The following is a 19930-nucleotide window of genomic DNA, read 5'->3' as shown; positions in this document are numbered from 1 at the left end:
AGAGATCATGCAGTCGCTGATGACGCGGGGCCAGCTCAAGATCGCCGCGGCGCGCCGCCCGGAGCACGCCCGCCACTGGCGTGCCGTGCTCGGCTCCGGCGCCGACCCGGTCGGGTTCCCCGCCGACCGCACCCCGGCGCCCGGCGCCCCGCCCGAGCCGGCCGCTGTCACCGTGCCGCTCGACGAGGCGGTGGTGGACCGGCTCGCCCGGGCCGGCCGGGGCGGCGAGGACGCCCGCCAGGTTCTGGTGACGGCCGCGGTCGCCGCCCTGCTGCGCCGCTACACCGGCGCCGACGACATGCTCATCGGCCGCCCGGGCGAGCCGGGGCAGCTGGCCGGGACGCTGCCGTTGCGGGTGCGCTGCGCGGCGGAGACCAGCTACCGCGACCTGGTCGGGCAGTTGCGCACGGCGGTGACCGAAGCGGCCCGCCACGCCGACTACCCGGTCGAGTTGCTGGCCGAGGAACTGGCGGCGGACGGTGGTGCGGGCCCGCATCCGCTCGTCGACGTGGCGGTGGGCGGCGGTGCGCCCGACGGGGCAGGGGCCGGGGTGTTCTTCGCCCTCGGCGCCGCCGAAGTGACGGTCCACCACGACGCCCGCCGCTACGACCGCGCCACGGTCGAGCGCCTCGGCGCCCACCTGGCGCTGCTGCTGGGCCGGGCGCTGGCGGAGCCGGACGCGCCGGTGGCGGAGCTGAGCCTGCTGACCGACGGCGACCGGGCGGTGCTCCGGGAGGTCAACGACACCGGCGTCGAGGCGGACCCGGCCGGCCGGCCGGACGAGTGGGTCGCCCGGTGGGCCGCCGCCCGGCCGGACGCCGTCGCCGTCCGCACCGGCGCGGGCAGTTGGACGTACGCCGAACTGGAGGCGTGGGTGGCCGCGTACGCCGAGCGGCTGCGCGACGCCGGGGTGGGCGCGGAGTCGATCGTCGGTGTGCTCGCCGACCGCTCCCGCGAACAGCTGGTGGCGATCCTGGCGACCCTGCGGGCCGGCGGGGCATACCTGCCGGTCGACCCCGGCTATCCGGCGGCGCGCGTCGCCTACCTGCTGGAGGACAGCGGCGCGGCCCTGGTGCTCGCCGCCGACCCGGCGCGGGTCCCGGACGGTGTGCCGGCGCTCCCGCTGCCGAGCACCGGCCCGGTCCCCGCCGCCGCGTCACCCGCCGCCGCATCGCCCGGACCCGAGGTGACGCGCGACGGGCGGGACCTCGCGTACGTCATCTACACCTCCGGCTCGACCGGCGCCCCGAAGGGCGCGATGATCGAGCGCCGTTCGCTGGCCAACCGGCTGGCCTGGATGCAGCGGCGGTACCCGATCGGCTTCGCCGACGTGATCCTGCACAAGACCCCCACCACCTTCGACGTGTCGGTGTGGGAGCTGTTCTGGTGGGCCCGCGAGGGCGCCTCCGTCTGCCTGCTGCCGCCCGGCGCGGAGCGCGACCCGGAGGCCATCATCGGGGCGGTCGAGGCGCACGGCGTCACCACCGTGCACTTCGTACCGTCGATGCTGGGCGCCTTCCTCGACTACCTCGGCACCGTCGACACGGGCCGGCTGGCGAGCCTGCGGCAGGTCTTCGCCAGCGGCGAGGCGCTGAGCCCCCGGCAGGTGGACCGCCTCGCGGAGCTGCTGCCCGGCGCGACGCTGGTCAACCTGTACGGGCCCACCGAGGCCACCGTCGACGTCTCCCACCACCGCTGCGAGCCGGGCCGGGAGCGGGTGCCGATCGGCCGGCCCGTGGACAACACCCGCCTGTACGTGCTCGACGAGCGGCTGCGCCCCCAGCCGCTGGGGGTGCCGGGGGAGCTGTGCATCGCCGGGGTGCAGCTCGCCCGCGGCTACCTGAACCGGCCGGAGCTGACCCGGGACCGCTTCGTCGCCGCGCCGGAGGTCGACGAGGAGCGGGTGTACCGCACCGGTGACCTGGCCCGGCTGCTCCCCGACGGCACACTCGACTACCTCGGCCGCCTCGACCACCAGGTGAAGGTACGCGGCTACCGCGTCGAGCTGGGCGAGGTGGAGGAGGCCCTGCGCGGGCACCCGGGCGTGAAGGACGCCGTGGTGGTGGCCCGCGACGGCAACCTGATCGGCTACGTGGTCGCCGACGAGCCGGTGGGCGAGGCGACGCTCACCGCCCACCTGGGCACCCTGCTGCCGAGCTACCTCGTCCCCGCCCGGGTGGTCGAGCTGGCGGAGTTCCCGCTGTCCGGCAGCGGCAAGCTGGACCGGCGGGCGCTGCCCGAGCCGGCCGCGCCCGAGCGGCCGTACGTGGCGCCGCGCACCGGGCCCGAGCGGATCCTCGCCGACATCTGGGCCGACGTGCTGGGCGTCGACCGGGTCGGCGTGGAGGACAACTTCTTCGCCATCGGCGGCAACTCGATCCACTTCGTCACCGTGCTGGCCCGCGCGCACGCCGCCGGGGTGGAGCTCACCTTCCAGCAGATGTTCCGCCACCCGACGATCGCCGCGCTGCTCGCGGCCGGTCCGCCGGACGCGCAACGGGCGGTGGCGCACCCGCCGTTCGCCCTGCTCGACGCGGCGGACCGGGCCCGGCTGCCCGCCGGGGTGGTCGACGCGTACCCGCTCGGGCAGCTCCAGGCGGGGCTGATCTACGAGAACGAGCTGTCCCGGGGCGCCGCCCAGTACCACGACATCATCAGCTTCCTGATCAACGCGCCGTTCGACGAGGCGACCTTCGCCGAGGCGGTGCGGATCCTCGTCGCGCGCCATCCGATCTTCCGGACCAGCTACCACCTGACCGGCTTCGGTGAGTACCTGCAACTCGTGCACGCCGACGCGCCGAGCCCGCTGTGGGTGGTGGACCTGCGCGACCGCGACCCGGCCGGGCAGGAACGCTGGTACGCCGACTGGCACGCCCGCGAGCAGTCGTACCGGTTCCGCTGGCAGGAGCCTGGCCTGGTCCGCATCCACGTGCACGTCCTCGGCGACGAGCTGTACCGCTACAGCGTCAGCCAGCACAACTCGGCGCTGGACGGCTGGAGCATCACGCTGCTGCACACCCAGCTCTTCGACACCTACTACCGGCTGCTGGCCGGGGACCGGCCGGACGAGGAGCCGGCCGAGAACCACTTCCGCGACTACATCGGCCTGGAACGCCGGGCGTTGGAGTCGGCGGCGGACCGCGACTTCTGGCGCGGCGTCCTCGCCGCCGGCGGGGTGACCGAGCTGCCCCGGTGGCAGCCGCCGGAGGTCCCGGCCGAGCGGCCGGTGGTGTTCCACGAGGTGGAGATCGACGACGCGCTCTCCGAGCGGCTGCTGCGCGTGGCCGACCGGTTGGCGGTGCCGCTGAAGACCGTGCTGCTGGCCGCGCACGTCAAGGTGGTCGGCGCGCTCGCCGGGGACACCGAGGTGCTCACCGGGTACGAGCAGAGCGGACGGCCCGAGGCCGAGGGCGCCACCGGGGCGCTGGGACTCTTCCTCAACACCGTACCGATGCGGGTGGACCTCGGCGACGGCTCCTGGGCCGACCTGGTCCGGGCGGTGTACCGCGCGGAGGCGGACCTGCTGCCCCACCGGCGCTACCCGATGGCGCAGATGAAGGCGGACGCCGCCACCACCGACCTGCTCTTCGAGACGGTCTTCAACTACACCCACTTCTACCTGCTCAAGCAGCTGCGCGAGCTGCCCGGCTTCGACCTGCTCGACGTGCGGGTGAGCACGGAGACGGAGTTCGCGCTGCGCGCCGAGTTCATGCGGGACTTCTTCACCGACCGGGTCCGGCTGAGCCTGCACTACCACTCGGCGGCCTTCACGCCCGAGCAGGCGGCGGGGATCGGCCAGGTGTACCGGCGGGTGCTGGCGGAACTGGCGGCCGACCCGGAGAGCGCCCACGCCGGGCTGCGGCCCGGCCTGCCCGAGCCCCGGGTCACGCCGGCCCGGCGCCGCTTCGACCGGGCCGCCCCGGCGACGCGCCGGCCGGAGCAGCCGGCCGGGCGGACCGCGCCGGGCACGCCCGTCGCCCGGCGGATCGCCGAGGCGTGGGCGGCGGCGCTCGACGTGCCGGTGGCCGGGATCGCCGAGGAGGACAACTTCTTCGACCTGGGCGGCACCTCGCTCGCCGCGATGCGGGTGATCGCCGCGCTGCGGCCCCTGGTCACGCTGCGGCAGCTGATGACGACCTCCACGCTGGGCCCGCTGGCCCGGGTCGTCGAGGCGGACGCCGCGCCGCCCGACCGGCTGCTGCAACCGCTGTCCCCGCCGGACGGCGCGTACGACCGGGTCCTGGTCTGCTTCCCGTACGCGGCGGGCAGCCCGCTCGCCTTCCGGCCGCTGGCCGAGGCGCTGGCCCCGCACCGGATCGCGGTGCACGCCGTGGCGCTGCCCGGGCACGACGTCAGCCGCCCCGAGCCGCTGCTGGAGCTGGCGGAGCTGACCCGCCGGGTGGTCGCCGAGATCGGGGAACTGGGCGGCGGGCCGGTGCTGGTGTGGGGCCACTGCGTCGGCGCGGCGGCGGCCATCGAGGTCACCCGGCTGCTCGCCGCCGCCGGCCGGGCACCGGAGCGGCTGTTCCTCGGCGGCAAGCTGCTGCGCGCGGCGGAGGAGATCGACGCCAGCATCGCGGAGGTCACCGGGATGGCGCCGGCGGACGTGGTGGGCTGGCTGGTGGAGCAGACCGGATTCACCGAACTCGACGGCCTGGACGCCGGGCACGTCGAGGCCCTGGTCGCCGCCTTCCGCCACGACGCCGTCGGCTCGCACCGTTACCTGCGGGACCGGCTGGGGGAGCCGCTGCCGGTGCCGGTCACCGTGGTCGTGGCCGCCGACGACCCGTTGACGGCCGGGCCCGGCGCCGCGCACGAGGCGTGGCGGCGTGTCGCCGCCGACGTGGAGTTGAAGGAGATCGACGGGGGCGGGCACTACTTCTGCCGCACCCGCGCGGCCGACGTGGCCGCTATCGTCGGCGCGACGGGAACGGGCACGCCGCCGGCGGCCGCCGCCGTACCGTCCGCCCGCCGTCCTGGGGAGGATCATGTCTGACCGTACGCCGACCGTGCGGGGCGAGTTCGTCGCCGGAGCCCGCTCGATGGTGCCGTTCCTGCTCTCCGCCTTCCCGCTGGGCGTGATCGGCGGCACCCTCGGCCTGGCCGCCGGGCTGTCCTACCTGGAGACGTTCGGCCTGGCGATGGTCGTCAACTCCGGGACCGCCCAGTTCATCGGCTTCAAGCTGATCTCGGAGGGCGCGGCGTGGCCGGTCATCGTCCTGACCACGCTGATCCTCAGCCTGCGGATGCTGATCTACTCGACGCTGCTCGCGCCGCACGTACGCGAGTTGCCGCAGCGCTGGCGGCTGCTGCTGGGCTTCGGGCTGATCGACGCGGTGTTCTTTGTGGCCTTCGACCGGATCAAGGGCGACGAGCCGGCCCGGCGCAAGAGCATGTTCTACTTCGGCGCCTCCGCCGTCATGTACGTCAACTGGGCGGTCGCCACGGTGGTCGGCATGATCGCCGGGCACCTGCTGCCGGAGCGGCTGCGCTCGGGGCTGGACTTCCCGATGACCGCGGTCTTCCTGGTCGTACTGGCCTCGGCGCTGGTCGGCTGGAAGGTCTGGACGACGGCCGTCTCCGCCGGGGCGCTGGCCCTGCTCTTCCTCGGGTTGCCCTACAACCTCGGCCTGATCGTGGCGGCGTTCGGCGGCGCGTTCGTCGGGATGGCCTGTGAGGTGGTGCAACGGCGGTGGTTCCCGCCGAAGCCCACCGACGAGCCGGCGGAGGAACCCGAGGAGCCGGAGCCGGAGGCCGCCCGGGTGGCGGCCGGGGAACGCCGGGCCGTCGAGGCGGCCCGTGACACGGACGGAAGGTGACGGGAATGTCCATGCTGCTGCTCATCCTCGGGATGGGGCTCGCCACCTTCGCGCCCCGGTACCTGCCGCTGCTGGTCTTCCGCGACCGCGTGCTTCCCGACGACGTCAAGGTCTTCCTCGGGTACCTCCCGCCGGCGCTGCTGGCGGCCATCGCCGTCCCGTCGGTGATCGCGCCGGTGGACAACCGGATCGAGATCACCGTCGTCACCGTGCCGTACCTGGTGGCCGGTCTGGTCACGTTGGTGACCGGCCTCTTCGTCGAGCGCTTCATGATCGTCTGGACGGTGGGGCTCGTGGTCTTCTTCGGCCTGCGCTGGTGGCTGGGGGCCGCGTGACGACCGTGCATCCCGTCGACCGCGCCCCGCTGCGGGTCGCGGCCGCCCAGGTGACCGCCGTCCCCGGTGACCTCGCCGGCAACGCGAGGATGGCGGCGGAGTGCATCGCCGAGGCGGCGGCGCGCGGCGTCCATCTCGTCGTCTTCCCCGAGCTGTCGCTCTGCGGCTACGACGTCGGCCTGTTGCGCGACGACATCGCCCGGTGCGCCGTCGAGCCGGACGGCGAACCGCTCGAGGTCGTCGCCGAGGCCTGCCGCACCCATCGGGTGGTGGCGGTGGTCGGTGGCTGCCTGCGCCGGGCCGGCGGCTGGGTGATCGGTGCCCTGGTGCTCGGCGCGGACGGCGGGCTGGCCGCCGGGTACGACAAGCGCCACCTGGACCGTGACGAGCGGGAGTTCTTCGTGCCGGGCCACGCCGACACCCTGGTCGAGGTGCGCGGCTGGCGGCTCGGGCTGGGGATCTGCTACGACTCCAGCTTCCCCGAACACGCCCGCGCGCTGGCCCTCGCCGGCGCCGACGCCTACCTGTGCCCGAGCGCGTTCCAGACCGGGGACTCCGACCATCGGCGTGGCGTGTACTTCCCGGCCCGCGCCCTGGAGAACACCTGCTACGTGGTGTTCGCCAACTTCGCGGGATCACACGGCAGCTGGGAGTTCGCCGGCCGCAGCGCCGTGTACGCTCCCGACGGACGGGTCCTCGCCGACGCCGGCAGGGGCCCCGGGCTCGCCGTCGCCGACCTGGACGACGCCGTCCTGCGCCGGCACCGCGACGCGCTGCGGATGCTCGCCGACCGTGCCGCGCCCGCGCCGCCCCCGGCGGCCGTGCCCGTCCGGGCCGGGTGACCCCCGTCCGCCGGGAGCGCTCAGCTCGGGCGACCCTGTCCGCCGGAGCGTCCGGGCCGGGTGACGCCCCGCCGGCCGGGCCGTGCGAGCCGGGTGACACCGGCCCGGCGGGACCATCCGGGCGCCCGGGGTGACGCCCGCACCTTTTCCGACCCGCCGTCCCGGCGGGCGGCCCACCACGTGAGGAGAGAACCTGTGACCGGCACCGGCACGATCGCTGTCCACGGCGACGACGGGCTGAGCCCGGGTGGGGCGGTGTCGCCGCCGATCGTGCAGAGCGCCACCTTCAGCGCCGAGTCCGACGAGCAGTTCACCGCCGTCGCCACCGAGACCCGCGGGAACGCCTTCTACACGCGCTACGGCAACCCGAACCACGCGCAGGTCGCCGCCGTGGTCGCCGAGCTGGAGGGCGTCGAGGCGGGCATGGTCACCGCCTCCGGGATGGGCGCGATCAGCACGATCGCCCTGGCGCTGCTCTCCGCCGGGGACCACGTCATCGTGCAGCGCAGCACGTACGGCGGCACGACGTCGCTGGTCACCGGCCTGCTGGCCCGTTTCGGCGTGGCCTTCACCCAGGTGGACCAGACCGACACCGACGCCTTCGTCCGGGCACTGCGCCCGCAGACCCGGCTGGTGCTGGTGGAGACCCCGAGCAACCCCCTGCTCGAACTGACCGACCTGGCCGCGGTCGTGGAGCTGGCGCACGCCAACGACGCGCTGGTCGCGGTCGACAACACCTTCGCCACCCCGGTCAACCAGCGGCCGGCGGACTTCGGCGCCGACCTGGTGTGGCACAGCGGGACGAAGTACCTCGGCGGGCACTCCGACGTCTCGGCCGGGGTGATCGTCGGTTCCGCCGACCTGGTCGACCGGGTCTGGCAGACCGCCATCGTCACCGGCAGCACCCTCGGCCCCATCGACGCCTGGCTGCTGCTGCGCGGCATCCGGACCCTGTCGCTGCGGGTGCAGCGGCACAACGCCAACGCGCTGGCCCTGGCCCAAGCGGTCGAGGGTCATCCGGCCGTGCGGCGGGTCCGCTACCCGGGGCTGCCGACGCATCCCCAGCACGAGCTGGCCGTCCGGCAGATGACCGGCTTCGGCGGCGTGCTCAGCGTCGAGCTGCGCGACGGGCAGGCGGCGGCCGGGCTGCTGAAGGGCCTCCGGCTGGCCAAGCGGGCGGCCAGCCTGGGTAGCGTCAGCACCCTCGTGGTGCACCCGCGCTCGATGTGGGCCGGGATCGTCGACGCCGAGCAGTTGGCCGCCACGGGCATCGGCGAGGGCCTCGTCCGGGTCTCCACCGGCATCGAGGACACCGAGGACCTCGTGGCCGACTTCGTGGCGGCCCTCGACGCGGCGGAGCGGACGCGGTAGCGCGCGTCGGCCGGCGGCGGTCGGTTTCCCGGCTGTCGTACGGGCTCCGTCCGGCACGCGGCGTGCAGGATGCCGGCGGTGTCGCCGGCATCCTCCGGGGCGGCCGAATGGCCCGCGTCACTTCACTTCATAAAACATTGCAGGCTGTGCAAGATCGCTTGTAGTGTCGCCGCGTGACCTCCACCAGCACCGAGCCCGCCCCCGGGCGGCGCGACCGCAAGAAGCGCCGGACCCGGGCCGCGCTGACCGAGGCGGCACTGCGGCTGGTCGCCGAACGCGGCCTGGCCCAGGTGACGGTGGAGGAGATCAGCGAGGCGGCGGACGTCTCCCCGCGTACGTTCTTCAACTACTTCGCCTGCAAGGACGACGCCCTCGTCGGCGACCAGGCGGGCGACGCGGCGCGCCTGGTGGCCCGGTTGGCCGCCGTGCCGCCCGAGGTGCCGGTGCTGACCGCGTTGCGGACCGCGCTCGACGAGGTGATCGACGAGGTACGCGCCGAACGCGAGCTGTGGTGCCTGCGGATGGATGTCGTGAACCGCAACCCCACGCTCCTGCCCAGGCTGGTCGCCGGCAACGCCGAGACGGAGCGGGCCATCGTCGAGGTCGTCGCGGCACGGGTCGGCGTCGATCCCGACCACGGCTACCCGGCGCTGGTCACCGCCGTGACGGGCGCGGTGCTGCGCAACGCGATGACCCGGTGGGCCGCCCACCCCGCCCGGCCCGACCTGGCCGACCTCGTCGACGAGGCGTTCGCCGCCCTCGCCGCGGGACTGCCGCAGCCCGACGTCGTCGCGGCGGACCCGCCGGTGGGTCGCCGCTCCTGACCCCGCAAGCTCCTTCCGGGAAGGTGCCCGGGAGGCCGTGAAAACCCGTACCCGGTAAGGAAGTCAATGACCGCCACCGTGCCCGCCGAGACCCCCGAGGTCGGCGCCGGCCGCATGTCCCGCCGCGAGGTGCTCCAGGCGCTCTCCGGCCTGATGGTCGGCATGTTCGTGTCGATCCTCGCCTCCACGGTCGTGGCGAACGCGCTGCCGCGCATCATCGCCGACCTGAACGGCACCCAGACCGTCTACACCTGGATCGTCACCACCGAGCTGCTGGCCATGACGGCGACCGTGCCGCTGTGGGGCAAGATGGCCGACCTCTACAACAAGAAGCTGCTGATCCAGCTCTCCCTGGGCCTCTTCGTGGTCGGCTCGCTGATCGCCGGGCTGACCCCGAACGTCGAGGTGCTGCTGGTCAGCCGGGTCGTGCAGGGCATCGGCGCCGGCGGCATGACGGCACTGGCCACCATCGTGATGGCGGCCATGATCCCGCCCCGCGAACTGGGCCGCTACGCCGGCATCTTCGGCGCCGTGTTCGGCGTCGGCACCATCGCCGGGCCACTGATCGGCGGCGTGCTGGTCGACACCTCCTGGCTCGGCTGGCGCTGGTGCTTCCTGATCGGCGTCCCGTTCACCCTGCTCTCCATCTTCCTGCTCCAGCGCACCCTGCACCTGCCGGTGACCCGCCGCAAGGTGAAGATCGACTGGCTCGGCGCGCTGCTCATCACCTCCGGCGTCTCCACCGTGCTGGTCTGGTCGTCGCTGGCCGGCAACAAGTTCGCCTGGGCCTCGGGCTGGACGGCACTGATGGTCGGCGGCGGTCTCGCCCTGCTGGCGCTGGCGGTCTGGGTGGAGTCCCGCGCGGACGAGCCGATCGTGCCGCTGGACATCTTCCGCAACCGGACGGTCTCGCTGACCACCATCGCCAGCATCCTGGTCGGCGTGGCGATGTTCGGCGGCACCGTGTTCCTGTCCCAGTACTTCCAGCTCTCGCTGGGCAAGTCCCCGACGGTGGCGGGACTGATGAGCCTGCCGATGATCCTGGGCCTGCTGGTCTCGTCGACGGTCGCCGGCCAGCTGATCACCAAGTACGGCCGCTGGAAGCGCTACCTGGTGGCCGGCGCCGCCGTGATGGTCGCCGGCATGCTGCTGCTGGCCACCATCGACGCCGGGACCAGCATCCTGCTGCTCAGCGTCTACATGGCGGTGCTCGGCGTCGGCGTCGGCATGCTCATGCAGAACCTCGTGCTCGCGGCGCAGAACGACGTGCCGGCGCACGAGCTGGGCGCGGCCACCTCCGTGCTGACCTTCTTCCGCAGCATGGGCGGCACGATCGGCGTCAGCGCGCTCGGCGCGGTGCTGGCCAACCGGGTCGCCACGCTGAGCGCGGAGAAGCTCGGTCCGCTGACCGGCGGCGCCCCGGGCGGCCACGGCTCCACCGAGGTGCCCGACCTGTCCACCCTGCCCGAGCCGGTGCTGAGGATCATCCAGGACGTGTACGGCACCGCGACCGGTGAACTCTTCCTGGTGGCCACCCCGTTCGCGGTGCTCGCCCTGCTGGTGGTGCTGTTCATCCGCGAGAAGCCGCTGCACACCCTCAGCGGTGAGGAGCGGCGGGCGCGCGAGGAGGCGGCTGCCGTCGTACCCGGCGCGCACTGAGTCACCCGGTCAGGGGCGGTCCGGCCTGCGCCGGGCCGCCCCTGTCGCGTCCGGCGGCTCGCCGGCCCGCTACACCGGGGGAGGGGCGGGGACGGCCACCGTCCCGTGCACCGGCGCGCCGAGCGGCACCGGCCGGCGCGCCGACGGCCAGGCGGCCGGGATGCGCTCCAGCACCCCGCCGGCGAAGACGTCGCGTAGGCCGAGCGGCTTGAGATGGACGTAGCCGATGTGGCAGTCGCAGACCGCGTTGCCGCACGGGCGCGGACGCAGGGCCGCACGCCACGACCCGTCGTAGAGGTTGCCGATCGGTTCGTCGATGAAGTGGCAGCGGCGTACGGTGCCGTCGCCGCGTACCGAGATCGCCGTCTCGCCCGCGTGGCACGGGAGGTCGAGCGACACGTGCGGGCGCACGCTGTAGCCGAACAGCGGATCCAGCTCCGTCCAGGTCGCCTCCTCGGCCGCGTCGTAGCGCCGGCCCTCGGCGGCGTTGACCCACAGGTAGACCCCGGTGGGCAGGGCGGCGCGCAGCGCCCGCGCCTCGGCCAGGTGCTCCGGCAGGCCCACCACCCCGACGGAGTAGCGGATGCCCAGCTCGGTCAGCCGGGCGCAGCGGCGCAGGAAGCGGTCCCGCTCGACCTGGCCGGGGTGGTACGTGGCCCACAGGGCAGCGGCGCGCGGGTCGGCCTCGGCCAGCCAGTCCACCCGGGCGGCCAGGTTGGTCTGGATGACGACCCGCTCGACGTGCGGCAGGTGCGACAGCGACACCATCGCGTCCCGGTACCAGCTGCGGGTCAGCCCCTCGCCCCACGGGGTGAACAGCACCGACAGCCGTACGTCGGCGGTGGCCGCCACCCAGCCGGCGAAGCGCTCCAGCGCCGCCCGGTCGGCGCGCAGCAGCTCCGGCGGGTCGTGCCGCTTGGCGAACGGGCAGTACGGGCAGTCGTAGTTGCAGCTCGCCAGGGGCCCCCGGTAGAGGATCGCCAGGTTCACCTCGGCACGTACCCGGTCATCGCGTCGCGTACCCGCGCCGAGGTCAGCCACGGGCCGATCGCGTCGGAGCGGGCCAGCCCGGCCGGGGTGAGCCGCAGCCCGCCGTCGTCGGCCCACCCCCGCTCGGCGAGGGTGCCCAGCTCGGGGAAGTCGTCGCCCGGAAGCGCGCCGAACCGGGCCCGGTAGGCCGCGGCGTCGACGCCCTCGGCGCGCAGCAGCGACTTGAGCAGCCACCGGCGGCGCTGCTCGGCGCCGTCGAGGGTGAACCCGAACTCGGCGTGGCGGAAGTCGTCGGCCGGGCGGGCCAGGTAGTCGTCGAGCACCGCCCGCACCTGCGACACCCCGACCGCGTAGTCGAACGAGTAGTGCAGGGACGTGGTGTAGGAACGGGCGCCGCAGCCCAGCCCCACCATGCCGTCGTCCTGACAGCAGTAGTCGGGCCCGTCGGGGACGGGCGCGTCGGCCCGGCGGAACTGCCGCATCGACTCCTGCCGGTAGCCGGCCGCGCCCAGCGTCGCCACCGCCTGCTGGTAGAGGGCGAGCCGCTGGGCGTCCCAGTCGGCGCGGCCGTGCGCCCGCCGCCCGAGCCCGGTCAGCGGGCGCACGTACAGCGGGTATAGATACAGCTCCTCGGGGCGCCACGCCAGGGCCGCGTCCAGGCTCTGCCGCCAGGTGTCGGCGCTCTGCCCGTCGATGCCGTAGATCAGGTCGATGTTGAGCACGGGGATCCGGGCGTCGCGGATCGCGGCCAGGGCCGCCTCCACCTCCGCGCGCCGCTGCGGCCGGCCGGCGGCGCGGGCCTCGGCGTCGAGGAAGCTCTGCACCCCGATGCTGACCCGGGTGGTGCCGTGTGCGGCGAGCACCGCGAGCCGCTCCGGCGTCGCGGTCGCCGGCGAGGTCTCCACCGACAGCGGTACGCCGGGCAGCCGCGCCCCCATCGTGGTGGTGGCGATGTCGAACAGCTCGGTCAGCTCGTCGGCGGTCAGGTAGGTGGGGGTCCCGCCGCCGAACGCCGCGCGGGCGTGGCCGGCGTCGTCGCCGAGCGCGTCGGCGACCCGCTCGGCCTGCCGGCGTAGCTGCCGCAGGTAGTCGGTCACCTGCTCGGCCGGCGCGTTGGCGCGGGTGAACAGGTTGCAGAAGCCGCAGCGCATCTCGCAGAACGGCAGGTGCACGTAGAGGAAGAGCGCCTCGCGCGACTCGGCCCGCCACACGTCCGCCAGCTGCGGGCGCGGGCGCAGCGGCCGGTAGGAGGTCTTGTGCGGGTACGCGTACAGGTACTGCTGGTACGGCGAGCCGTCGAGGCCCGTGTCGGTGCCGGTCACCATTCCCCCGGTCGCAGGACGAAGTGGGCGTACGGGACGGTCCACACCACGTCGTGGCCGATCCGGTGGCCGGTGTGGCCGTCCTCGCCGTAGGCGGTGCCGTGGTCGGAGCAGACGATCGCGAACACCGGTCGGCCCCGCCCGGTGAGCAGGGCGAAGAGCCGGTCGATCCGGCCGTCGACGTACTCCAGGGCGGCGGCGTGGCTGGCCAGGTCGTCGACCCGCGCGCCGGGCAGGTGGTGCCGGTTGGGCTGGTGCAGGGCGGCGACGTTGAGGAACGTGAACAGCGGCTGTTCCGCCGGCACCCGCGGCAGCACCTCGGCCAGCCGGTCGAGTTGGGCGTCGAGGCAGGTGGGGGAGGTGACCCCGAACTCCGGCTCCCAGTGCGCCTCGGCGAACAGGCCCGGCAGCACGGCGCCGAGCGGGCTGCGCCGGTTGAAGAAGCCGACCCCGCCCAGGCAGAGCGTGTGGTAGCCGACGTCGGCCAGCGCCGTCGGCAGGTCCGGGGCGTCGAACACCCACGTGTCGGCGCCGGCGGTCTCGCTGCCGGGGAACGCCGCCGCGTACAGCCGCTCGTGCCGGCCCGGGGTGGTCGGGGTGGGCAGGAAGCCGGCGAAGAACGCGTGGTGCGCGGCGTAGGTGAAGCTGGCGGGGGAGTGCCGGCGCTCCCACCGGCCGCCGGGCAGGGCCCGCGCCAGGCGCGGCGTGCGCCCGCGCGCGGCCAGGTCGGCGGCCACGTCGTGCCGCAGCGTGTCGAGGGTGAGCAGGAGCAGGTCGTGACTGCCGATCAGCGCGCGCACGCGAACACCTCCCGCCCGGCCACGCCGACATCCGTCGCCGCCCGACCGGTCGTGGCGGGGCGCGTCGGCTCCCCGCCGGCCGCCGCCCGCCAGCGCGCCCACCGGCCGTCGGTGAGGGCGCGCACCTGCTCGGCGTACGTGTCGCGGCCGTCGGCGAGGACCCCCGGCAGCAGGTCGCCGAAGGCGTTGACCTCGGCCACCGCGTGGCGCCGCCAACCGACCAGGAACATCAGGTCGATGCCGACCTGGAGGGTGCGGGGGAAACACCCGGCGACCCGCTCGCAGGTCTCCATCGCCGCCGCCCACGCCGCCGGTCCGGCCGCCGCGCGCAGTTCGGCGAGGTCCCCGCGCGCGTTGCCCAGGTGCAGGTTGGTCAGCGGCCCCCGGGCGGCGCGCACCACGGCGTGGGTGGGTCGGCCCGCCACCGCCACCACCCGCAGGTCGACCACCCGGTCGCCGAGCCCCGCCTTGGGCAGCCAGCGCTCCACGTGCAGGCCGTCCGCGGCGATCCGGTCGACGATGGCGGCGATCTGGGCCTCGTCGGTGTAGTGGCGCGGGCGCAGCGAATTGAACAGCCCGTCCGGGGTCACCTCGATCGTGGTGACCGCCCGCACCCGCCGCCCGGCCACGGCCAGGGCGACGACCCCGGCGGCCGACGAGCCGTGCGCGGGCTTGACGAACACCCGGCTGGTGCGGCTCGTCGCCATCGTCGCCCGTAGCTGCTCCCACCCGTGCACGGGGGGCAGCGCGGCCGGCACCGGCACCCCGGCGGCCGACAGCCGCGCGTGGCAGCGCCGCTTGTCGCAGAGCACCGCGACGTCCGCCGGGTCGTTGAGCAGTTCCGCGCCGCCGGCGGCGACCCGGTCCAGGCCCCGCAACAGCCCGGCGTACGTGTCGGCCAGACCGACCAGCTCGCCGTGGCGGGCCGGTACGGCGGCCCGGCGCAGCAGCCGGTCCACGTCGGCGTCCTCGCCGGGCGAGTCGACCCGCACCACCGCGCCCGCCGGCGGTGGCGCCGCCCCGGTCAGCACGTCGACCCAGGGCAGCACCTCCGGTCGGGGCAGCCCGGCGCCGAGGACCGCTCCGGTGAACAGGGCGACCCGACGGTTGCCGGGGTTGCCGACGACGGTCAGGCGCATGTCACTCCGACACCGCCGTGTAGCGGTAGCTCTCGCCGTCGTACTCCTCGGGTTCCTGCGGGTCGGAGACGTCCACCCGGACGCCCGGCAGCGCGGCGACCACCGACGCCGCCGTCTCCTCCGCCAGGTAGTGGTGGGACAGGTCCAGCTCCGCCAGGTGGGTCAGCGGCTGCCCGGCCAGGAGAGCCGCCGCGCCCTCGTCGCCGAGCGTGCCCATCGACAGGTCCAGGCGTCGCAGCCGGGGCACCACCGGCGCGGAGGCCAGCGCCCGGGCGAGGTCGTCGGCGATCTCCGAGTTGCACAGGCCGAGCCGGCTCAGCTGCGGGAACCGGTCCCCGGCCAGCAGCGGGGCGAGGTCGCTGACCTGCGCGTCGCCGCCGTAGTCGGAGGTGCCGAGCCACAGCTCCAGGTCGGTCAGCGCGGGCAGGTCGGAGTCGAGCACCGCGCCGACGAACTCCCGGGACAGCCCGCCGCTCTCCGCCGCCAGCTCGCGCAGCCGCGCGTGCCGTACGGGGGAGAAGTCGAAGTCCTCGCCGCCGCGTACCCGCAGCACCTCCAGCGCCGGGTACGCCGTCAGCAGCGCGCTGACGTCGCCCACCTTCATCCAGGAGACCTCGCACTCCTCGGAGGTGATGTCACCGAGGAACAGGGCGCGCAGGGCGGGCAGGCGTGGCGCCGCCGCGCAGAGTTGCGCGATCGGGGCGGGATGGAACGCCGCGTAGCCCCAGGAGCCGACGACCAGGGACTCCACGGACGGCCCGGCCTGCGCGACGAACCGGTCGAACGCGTCGCGGAACTCCTCCGAGAGCGCGTTCTCGGCGGTCTCGTCGTCGAAGTGCCAGTGGGCGATCCGCCACGAGACCGGGCCGTCCACCGTGGGCAGCGGCCCGTCGGCGGGGACGTCCACCACCGGACGGCCGGCGAAGTGGCGCGCGTGGGAACCGAAGGCCATCGCCGCTCACTCCCCGACCGCGGTGTAGCGGTAGATGGTGCCGTCGTAGTCCTCGGCGACCTGCGGGTCGGACAGCTCGACCCGCACCCCGGGCAGCGCGGCGACCACCGAGGCGGCCATGTCCTCGGAGAGGTAGTGGTGCTCCAGGTCGAGGTGCGTCAGGTGGGTCAGCGGCTGGCCGGCCAGCAGCGCCTTCGCGCCCTCGTCGGTCAGCGTTCCCATCGACAGGTCGAGCACCTCCAGCCGGGGGACGACCGGCGCGGTGGCGACGGCCGCCGCGACCGCGTCGGCGATCTCGGCGTTGCACACCGCGAGGTGGCGCAGGGCCGGCAGGCCGGCGCCGGAGAACACCCCGGCCAGGTCGTCGGCGCTCGCGTCGCCGCCGTAGTCCTGCCGGCCGAGCCACAGGTCCAGCCGGTGCAGGGCCGGCAGTTCGCACGCGCCGACGGCGCGGACCACCTCGGCCGGCAGCCCGCCGGACTCGAAGCGCAGTTCCCGCAGCCCGGCGTGGCGGACCGGCTCCAGCCGCAGGCCCTGCGCGCCGCGCACCCAGAGCACCTCCAGCGACGGGTACGCCGCGAGCAGCCCGGTGATGTCGCCGTGCGCGAGCCAGGAGATCTCGCACTGCTCCCAGGTCAGGTCGGCGAGGAAGACCGCCCCCAGCCCGGTCCACTCCCCGGCGGCCTCGACCAGCGCCTCGACCGGCAGGGGCCGCTCGTAGGCCTCGCCCCACTCGCCGATCACCAGGGCGCGTACGGCGTCGGCGGGCACCTGCTCGCGCAGGGCCCGTACGAGACCGGCGAACTCCTCGGGCTCCGCGTCGAAGTCCTCGACCTCCAGCCGCCAGGCGACCGCCGAGGGGTCGTCGGGAAGTGTCATGCCGGGGGTGAACGGCACCACCGGTAATCCGACGAACGACGACACGTGCGAGCTGATCACGCCTACCTCCGGTCCGACTGGTGCAGCGGCGGCGCGACGGTAACAGGTACGCCCGACAGGACGATCATCGAGCAGGTCGGCGGGGGAGGCGACCCGTGGTCGGTGCCGGAGGGCGGCGCTGCCGGCCTGCCGGCGCGGACCGTCGTCACAGTCCGAAGAACTCGAGGTAGGCGTCGATCTGGTGGGCGAGCATCGGCTCGCCCGGATGCGCCCGCAGGCCCCGCGCCCGCGCCCGGGCCAGCAGGACCGTCTCCGCCGGGGTCATGATGATGTCGGCGACCACGGCGTGCGCCGGCAGGTCGGCCACCGCGAACGGCGGCGGGTCGGCGGGGCGCAACCCCAGGGGCGTGGCGTTGACCGCGAGGTCGGCGTCGGCCAGCCGCGGCCGTGCGGTCGCGCCGACCCTTCCCGGGTACGCGGCGGACAGCCGCCGCCGCAGCGTCTCCAGCCGGCCCGGGTCGGTGTCGCTGAGGCGCAGTTCCGCCACGCCGGCGTCGAGCAGGGCCACGGCGATCGCGCTGCCCGCACCGCCCGCGCCCACCACGCAGGCCCGGCGGCCCCGGAGCTGGTGTCCGGCCGCCAGCAGCCCGCGGACGAACCCGTCGCCGTCGAAGGTGTCGGCGGTCCACGTCCCGTCGGGCTCGCGCCGCAGGGCGTTGGCGCTGCCGGCCAGCCGGGCGCGGTCGCTGGCCCGGTCGGCGAGGTCGAGCGCGGCGGCCTTGTGCGGCACGGTGACCAGCATCCCGTCCAGGTTGGCCACCCGTTGCAGCCCGCGCACCACCTGCGTCAGGTCGGCCGGCGCCGCATGGACCGGGACGAGCACCGCGTCGGTGCCGCGCCGGGCGAGCACCGGGTTGAGCAGTCCGGGGGCGCGCACCTGCGCGATCGGGTCGCCGAGCAGGGCGTACACCCTCGTGGCGCCGCCTATCTCGGTCATGGGGGCGTCTCCGCGGGGCAGGGGTCGTCCGGCGCGGCCGGAGGGGGCGGTGCCGACCCTACGCGACGGCGACGCAGGCCCCGACGCGGCCCGTGCCCGCGGCGGCCCGGCCACGCCGTGCGGGCGGGACCGGGCCGGCGGGGCGGATCAGGAGGTGGTGGATGCCGCGGCGGGCAGGGCGTCGAGCCGGCGGGAGAGGGTGAGCAGGCTGTACCCGATCAGGACGAGCACCACCCCGAGGCCCATCGCCAGCGCGGCGACCCCGAAGGAGACGACCGAGGTGAACAGGGAGGCGCGCAGGAACGAGCCGTTCATGACGGTCTGCCGGGTGGGGTCCTCCCGGCCGAGTTCGGCGTACGTCTTGCCGCCGCTGGCCTCCAGCGAGTGCTTCTCGATGACCTCGGCCTCCGCGTACGCGGTCAGCGGGCCGTCGATCTTCTCGCCGGCGAACCAGTCCGCGTCGTCGGAGACGGTGATGCGTTCGTCGGCGAGCTGACTCTGCACGGTGAACCATGTGGTGGCCCCGCCGATCAGCATGACCAGTCCGGCGACGATGACCAGGACGGACAGCAGGCGGACGGTGGAGCCGACGGCCTTGGACTTCGCGGTGGTGTCGGTCATGGTGTCTCCTCTCCCGCGCCCCGGGCAGGGACCCGGCGTGCGGATGTGTTCCGATCGAAATGCGACCCAGTATCGCAATCCGGAGGTGGACCGCATCCATCGCACCGACGGCGGACGCGCCGCGCCCGCCCGACGGCTGCCGGTCGGGCGGGCGCGGTACGTCGGCGTCCGGGTCTCTCAGCCGCTGGCCGACGGCTTGCGCAGCGCGTCGGATTCTGTTTTCCCCCGTGGACTGGTGATTTCGCCGATGCGGGTCCGGCGACCTCGACGAAGACTGATGCATGTCGATATGCCCCGTCCCGTAGGGAGTGCCCGACGTGTCATCAGCAACCACCACCGTCCGTACCCGTCCCGCCTTCCGCCTCGCCGGACTGGCCGTGGCCGCCGTCCTGGCCGCGGCGGGCGCGCTGGCCGCCCCGACCGCCGCCCAGGCCGCCGACAACCCGTACGAGCGCGGTCCCGCCCCGACCGTCGCGCTGCTGGAGGCCAGCCGCGGCCCGTTCGCCACCGCGTCGCAGAGCGTCTCCTCGCTCAGTGTCACCGGCTTCGGCGGGGGCGTCATCTACTACCCGACCAGCACCGCCGAGGGCACCTTCGGCGCCGTCGCCATCTCGCCCGGCTACACGGCGTCCTGGTCCAGCATCGACTGGCTCGGCCCGCGCATCGCCTCGCACGGGTTCGTGGTCATCGGCATCGAGACCAACACCCGCCTCGACCAGCCGGACAGCCGTGGCCGGCAACTGCTCGCCGCGCTCGACTACCTGACCGAGCGCAGCTCGGTGCGCAGCCGCATCGACGCCAGCCGCCTCGCCGTCTCCGGCCACTCGATGGGTGGCGGCGGCAGCCTGGAGGCCGCGGTCGCCCGGCCGTCGTTGCAGGCCGCCGTGCCACTGGCGCCCTGGAACCTGGACAAGTCCTGGTCCGACGTCCGGGTGCCGACCCTGATCATCGGCGGGGAGACCGACAGCATCGCGCCGGTCGCGTCGCACTCGGAGCCGTTCTACAACAGCATCCCGGCCTCGTCGGAGAAGGCGTACCTGGAGCTGAACGGGGCGAGCCACTTCTTCCCGCAGACCGTCAACACGCCCACCGCCCGCCAGGCGGTGGCCTGGTTGAAGCGGTTCGTCGACGACGACACCCGCTACGAGCAGTTCCTCTGCCCCGGCCCGAGCGGCTCCGCCATCGAGGAGTACCGCAACACCTGCCCGAGCGCCTGACCCTCCGCGGGGCGGCCGTCATCCGCGGTCGCCCCGTGAGGCTGCCAGGGAGTGCACAAAACCGTCGGGGGCCGCCCCCCCCCGGCGGCGCCCCCCCCCCGGGGGGGGCCCCGGGGGGGCGGGGTTTGTCGGGCCCCCCCACAAACCGAAACACCCCCTGTAA

The 19930-nt window shown here is 74.6% G+C and carries 16 protein-coding genes; 8 read left to right on the top strand and 8 right to left on the bottom strand.

Annotated features, from left to right (window positions below; all coding sequences use genetic code 11):
* The first annotated feature begins 7 nt into the window (after positions 1-7).
* The 7 genes from ACGFIR_RS29360 to ACGFIR_RS29330 all read left to right on the top strand — a co-directional run bounded on the left by ACGFIR_RS29360 (position 8) and on the right by ACGFIR_RS29330 (position 10850).
* Positions 8-4996: an amino acid adenylation domain-containing protein gene (locus tag ACGFIR_RS29360; RefSeq protein WP_393148463.1), complete on the top strand. Its 4989-nt coding sequence runs from the start codon at positions 8-10 to the stop codon at positions 4994-4996.
* Positions 4989-5819: an AzlC family ABC transporter permease gene (locus tag ACGFIR_RS29355; protein ID WP_393148461.1), complete on the top strand. Its 831-nt coding sequence runs from the start codon at positions 4989-4991 to the stop codon at positions 5817-5819. The genes ACGFIR_RS29360 and ACGFIR_RS29355 overlap by 8 nt, the downstream gene beginning before the upstream one ends.
* A 5-nt stretch (positions 5820-5824) precedes the next feature.
* Positions 5825-6154 carry an AzlD domain-containing protein gene (locus ACGFIR_RS29350; RefSeq protein ID WP_132238343.1) on the top strand — a complete coding sequence of 110 codons (330 nt, stop codon included), beginning with the start codon at positions 5825-5827 and terminating at the stop codon, positions 6152-6154.
* Positions 6151-6996 carry a carbon-nitrogen hydrolase family protein gene (locus tag ACGFIR_RS29345; protein ID WP_393148458.1) on the top strand — a complete coding sequence of 282 codons (846 nt, stop codon included), beginning with the start codon at positions 6151-6153 and terminating at the stop codon, positions 6994-6996. Before ACGFIR_RS29350 ends, ACGFIR_RS29345 begins: the two co-directional genes overlap by 4 nt.
* A gap of 195 nt (positions 6997-7191) precedes the next feature.
* A complete protein-coding gene (locus tag ACGFIR_RS29340; RefSeq protein WP_393008038.1) occupies positions 7192-8367 on the top strand; it encodes a trans-sulfuration enzyme family protein in 1176 nt (391 codons plus the stop codon).
* 173 nt (positions 8368-8540) lie between these two features.
* The gene (locus ACGFIR_RS29335) at positions 8541-9191 is read left to right on the top strand and encodes a TetR family transcriptional regulator (RefSeq protein ID WP_393008040.1); all 651 of its coding nucleotides are present in this window, start codon (positions 8541-8543) and stop codon (positions 9189-9191) included.
* A gap of 66 nt (positions 9192-9257) precedes the next feature.
* Entirely contained in the window at positions 9258-10850 is a 1593-nt protein-coding gene (locus tag ACGFIR_RS29330; protein ID WP_393148456.1) for an MDR family MFS transporter, read from the top strand.
* A 69-nt stretch (positions 10851-10919) separates the two neighbouring features.
* On the opposite strand, the gene ACGFIR_RS29325 is transcribed toward ACGFIR_RS29330, so the two are convergent.
* From ACGFIR_RS29325 to ACGFIR_RS29290, 8 genes are all read right to left on the bottom strand, one after another.
* On the bottom strand, positions 10920-11840 hold the full coding sequence (locus ACGFIR_RS29325) for an STM4011 family radical SAM protein (RefSeq protein ID WP_393008044.1): 921 nt from the start codon (positions 11838-11840) through the stop codon (positions 10920-10922).
* On the bottom strand, positions 11837-13162 hold the full coding sequence (locus tag ACGFIR_RS29320) for an STM4012 family radical SAM protein (RefSeq protein WP_393148454.1): 1326 nt from the start codon (positions 13160-13162) through the stop codon (positions 11837-11839). Before ACGFIR_RS29320 ends, ACGFIR_RS29325 begins: the two co-directional genes overlap by 4 nt.
* On the bottom strand, positions 13159-13962 hold the full coding sequence (locus tag ACGFIR_RS29315) for an STM4013/SEN3800 family hydrolase (protein ID WP_393008048.1): 804 nt from the start codon (positions 13960-13962) through the stop codon (positions 13159-13161). Before ACGFIR_RS29315 ends, ACGFIR_RS29320 begins: the two co-directional genes overlap by 4 nt.
* Positions 13950-15101, bottom strand: coding sequence for an STM4014 family protein (locus ACGFIR_RS29310; RefSeq protein WP_393148451.1), 1152 nt, complete (start codon positions 15099-15101; stop codon positions 13950-13952). The genes ACGFIR_RS29315 and ACGFIR_RS29310 overlap by 13 nt, the downstream gene beginning before the upstream one ends.
* Position 15102: 1 nt before the next feature.
* Positions 15103-16053 (bottom strand): STM4015 family protein, encoded by a 951-nt coding sequence (locus ACGFIR_RS29305; protein WP_393008052.1) that lies wholly within the window; start codon positions 16051-16053, stop codon positions 15103-15105.
* 6 nt (positions 16054-16059) lie between these two features.
* Positions 16060-16992 carry an STM4015 family protein gene (locus tag ACGFIR_RS29300; RefSeq protein ID WP_393008054.1) on the bottom strand — a complete coding sequence of 311 codons (933 nt, stop codon included), beginning with the start codon at positions 16990-16992 and terminating at the stop codon, positions 16060-16062.
* Positions 16993-17137: 145 nt separating this feature from the next.
* Positions 17138-17929, bottom strand: coding sequence for a shikimate dehydrogenase family protein (locus ACGFIR_RS29295; RefSeq protein ID WP_393148449.1), 792 nt, complete (start codon positions 17927-17929; stop codon positions 17138-17140).
* A 147-nt stretch (positions 17930-18076) separates the two neighbouring features.
* On the bottom strand, positions 18077-18550 hold the full coding sequence (locus ACGFIR_RS29290) for an aromatic ring-opening dioxygenase LigA (protein ID WP_393008057.1): 474 nt from the start codon (positions 18548-18550) through the stop codon (positions 18077-18079).
* 317 nt (positions 18551-18867) lie between these two features.
* On the opposite strand from ACGFIR_RS29290, the gene ACGFIR_RS29285 reads away from it, so the two are divergent.
* Positions 18868-19767 (top strand): alpha/beta hydrolase family protein, encoded by a 900-nt coding sequence (locus ACGFIR_RS29285; protein ID WP_393008059.1) that lies wholly within the window; start codon positions 18868-18870, stop codon positions 19765-19767.
* Positions 19768-19930: the final 163 nt, after the last annotated feature.

Source organism: Micromonospora sp. NPDC049051 (assembly GCF_043197575.1).
Lineage (GTDB): Bacteria > Actinomycetota > Actinomycetes > Mycobacteriales > Micromonosporaceae > Micromonospora.
The sequence above is the reverse complement of the archived record's forward strand: the minus strand, read 5'-3'. Positions and strand labels throughout refer to the sequence as shown.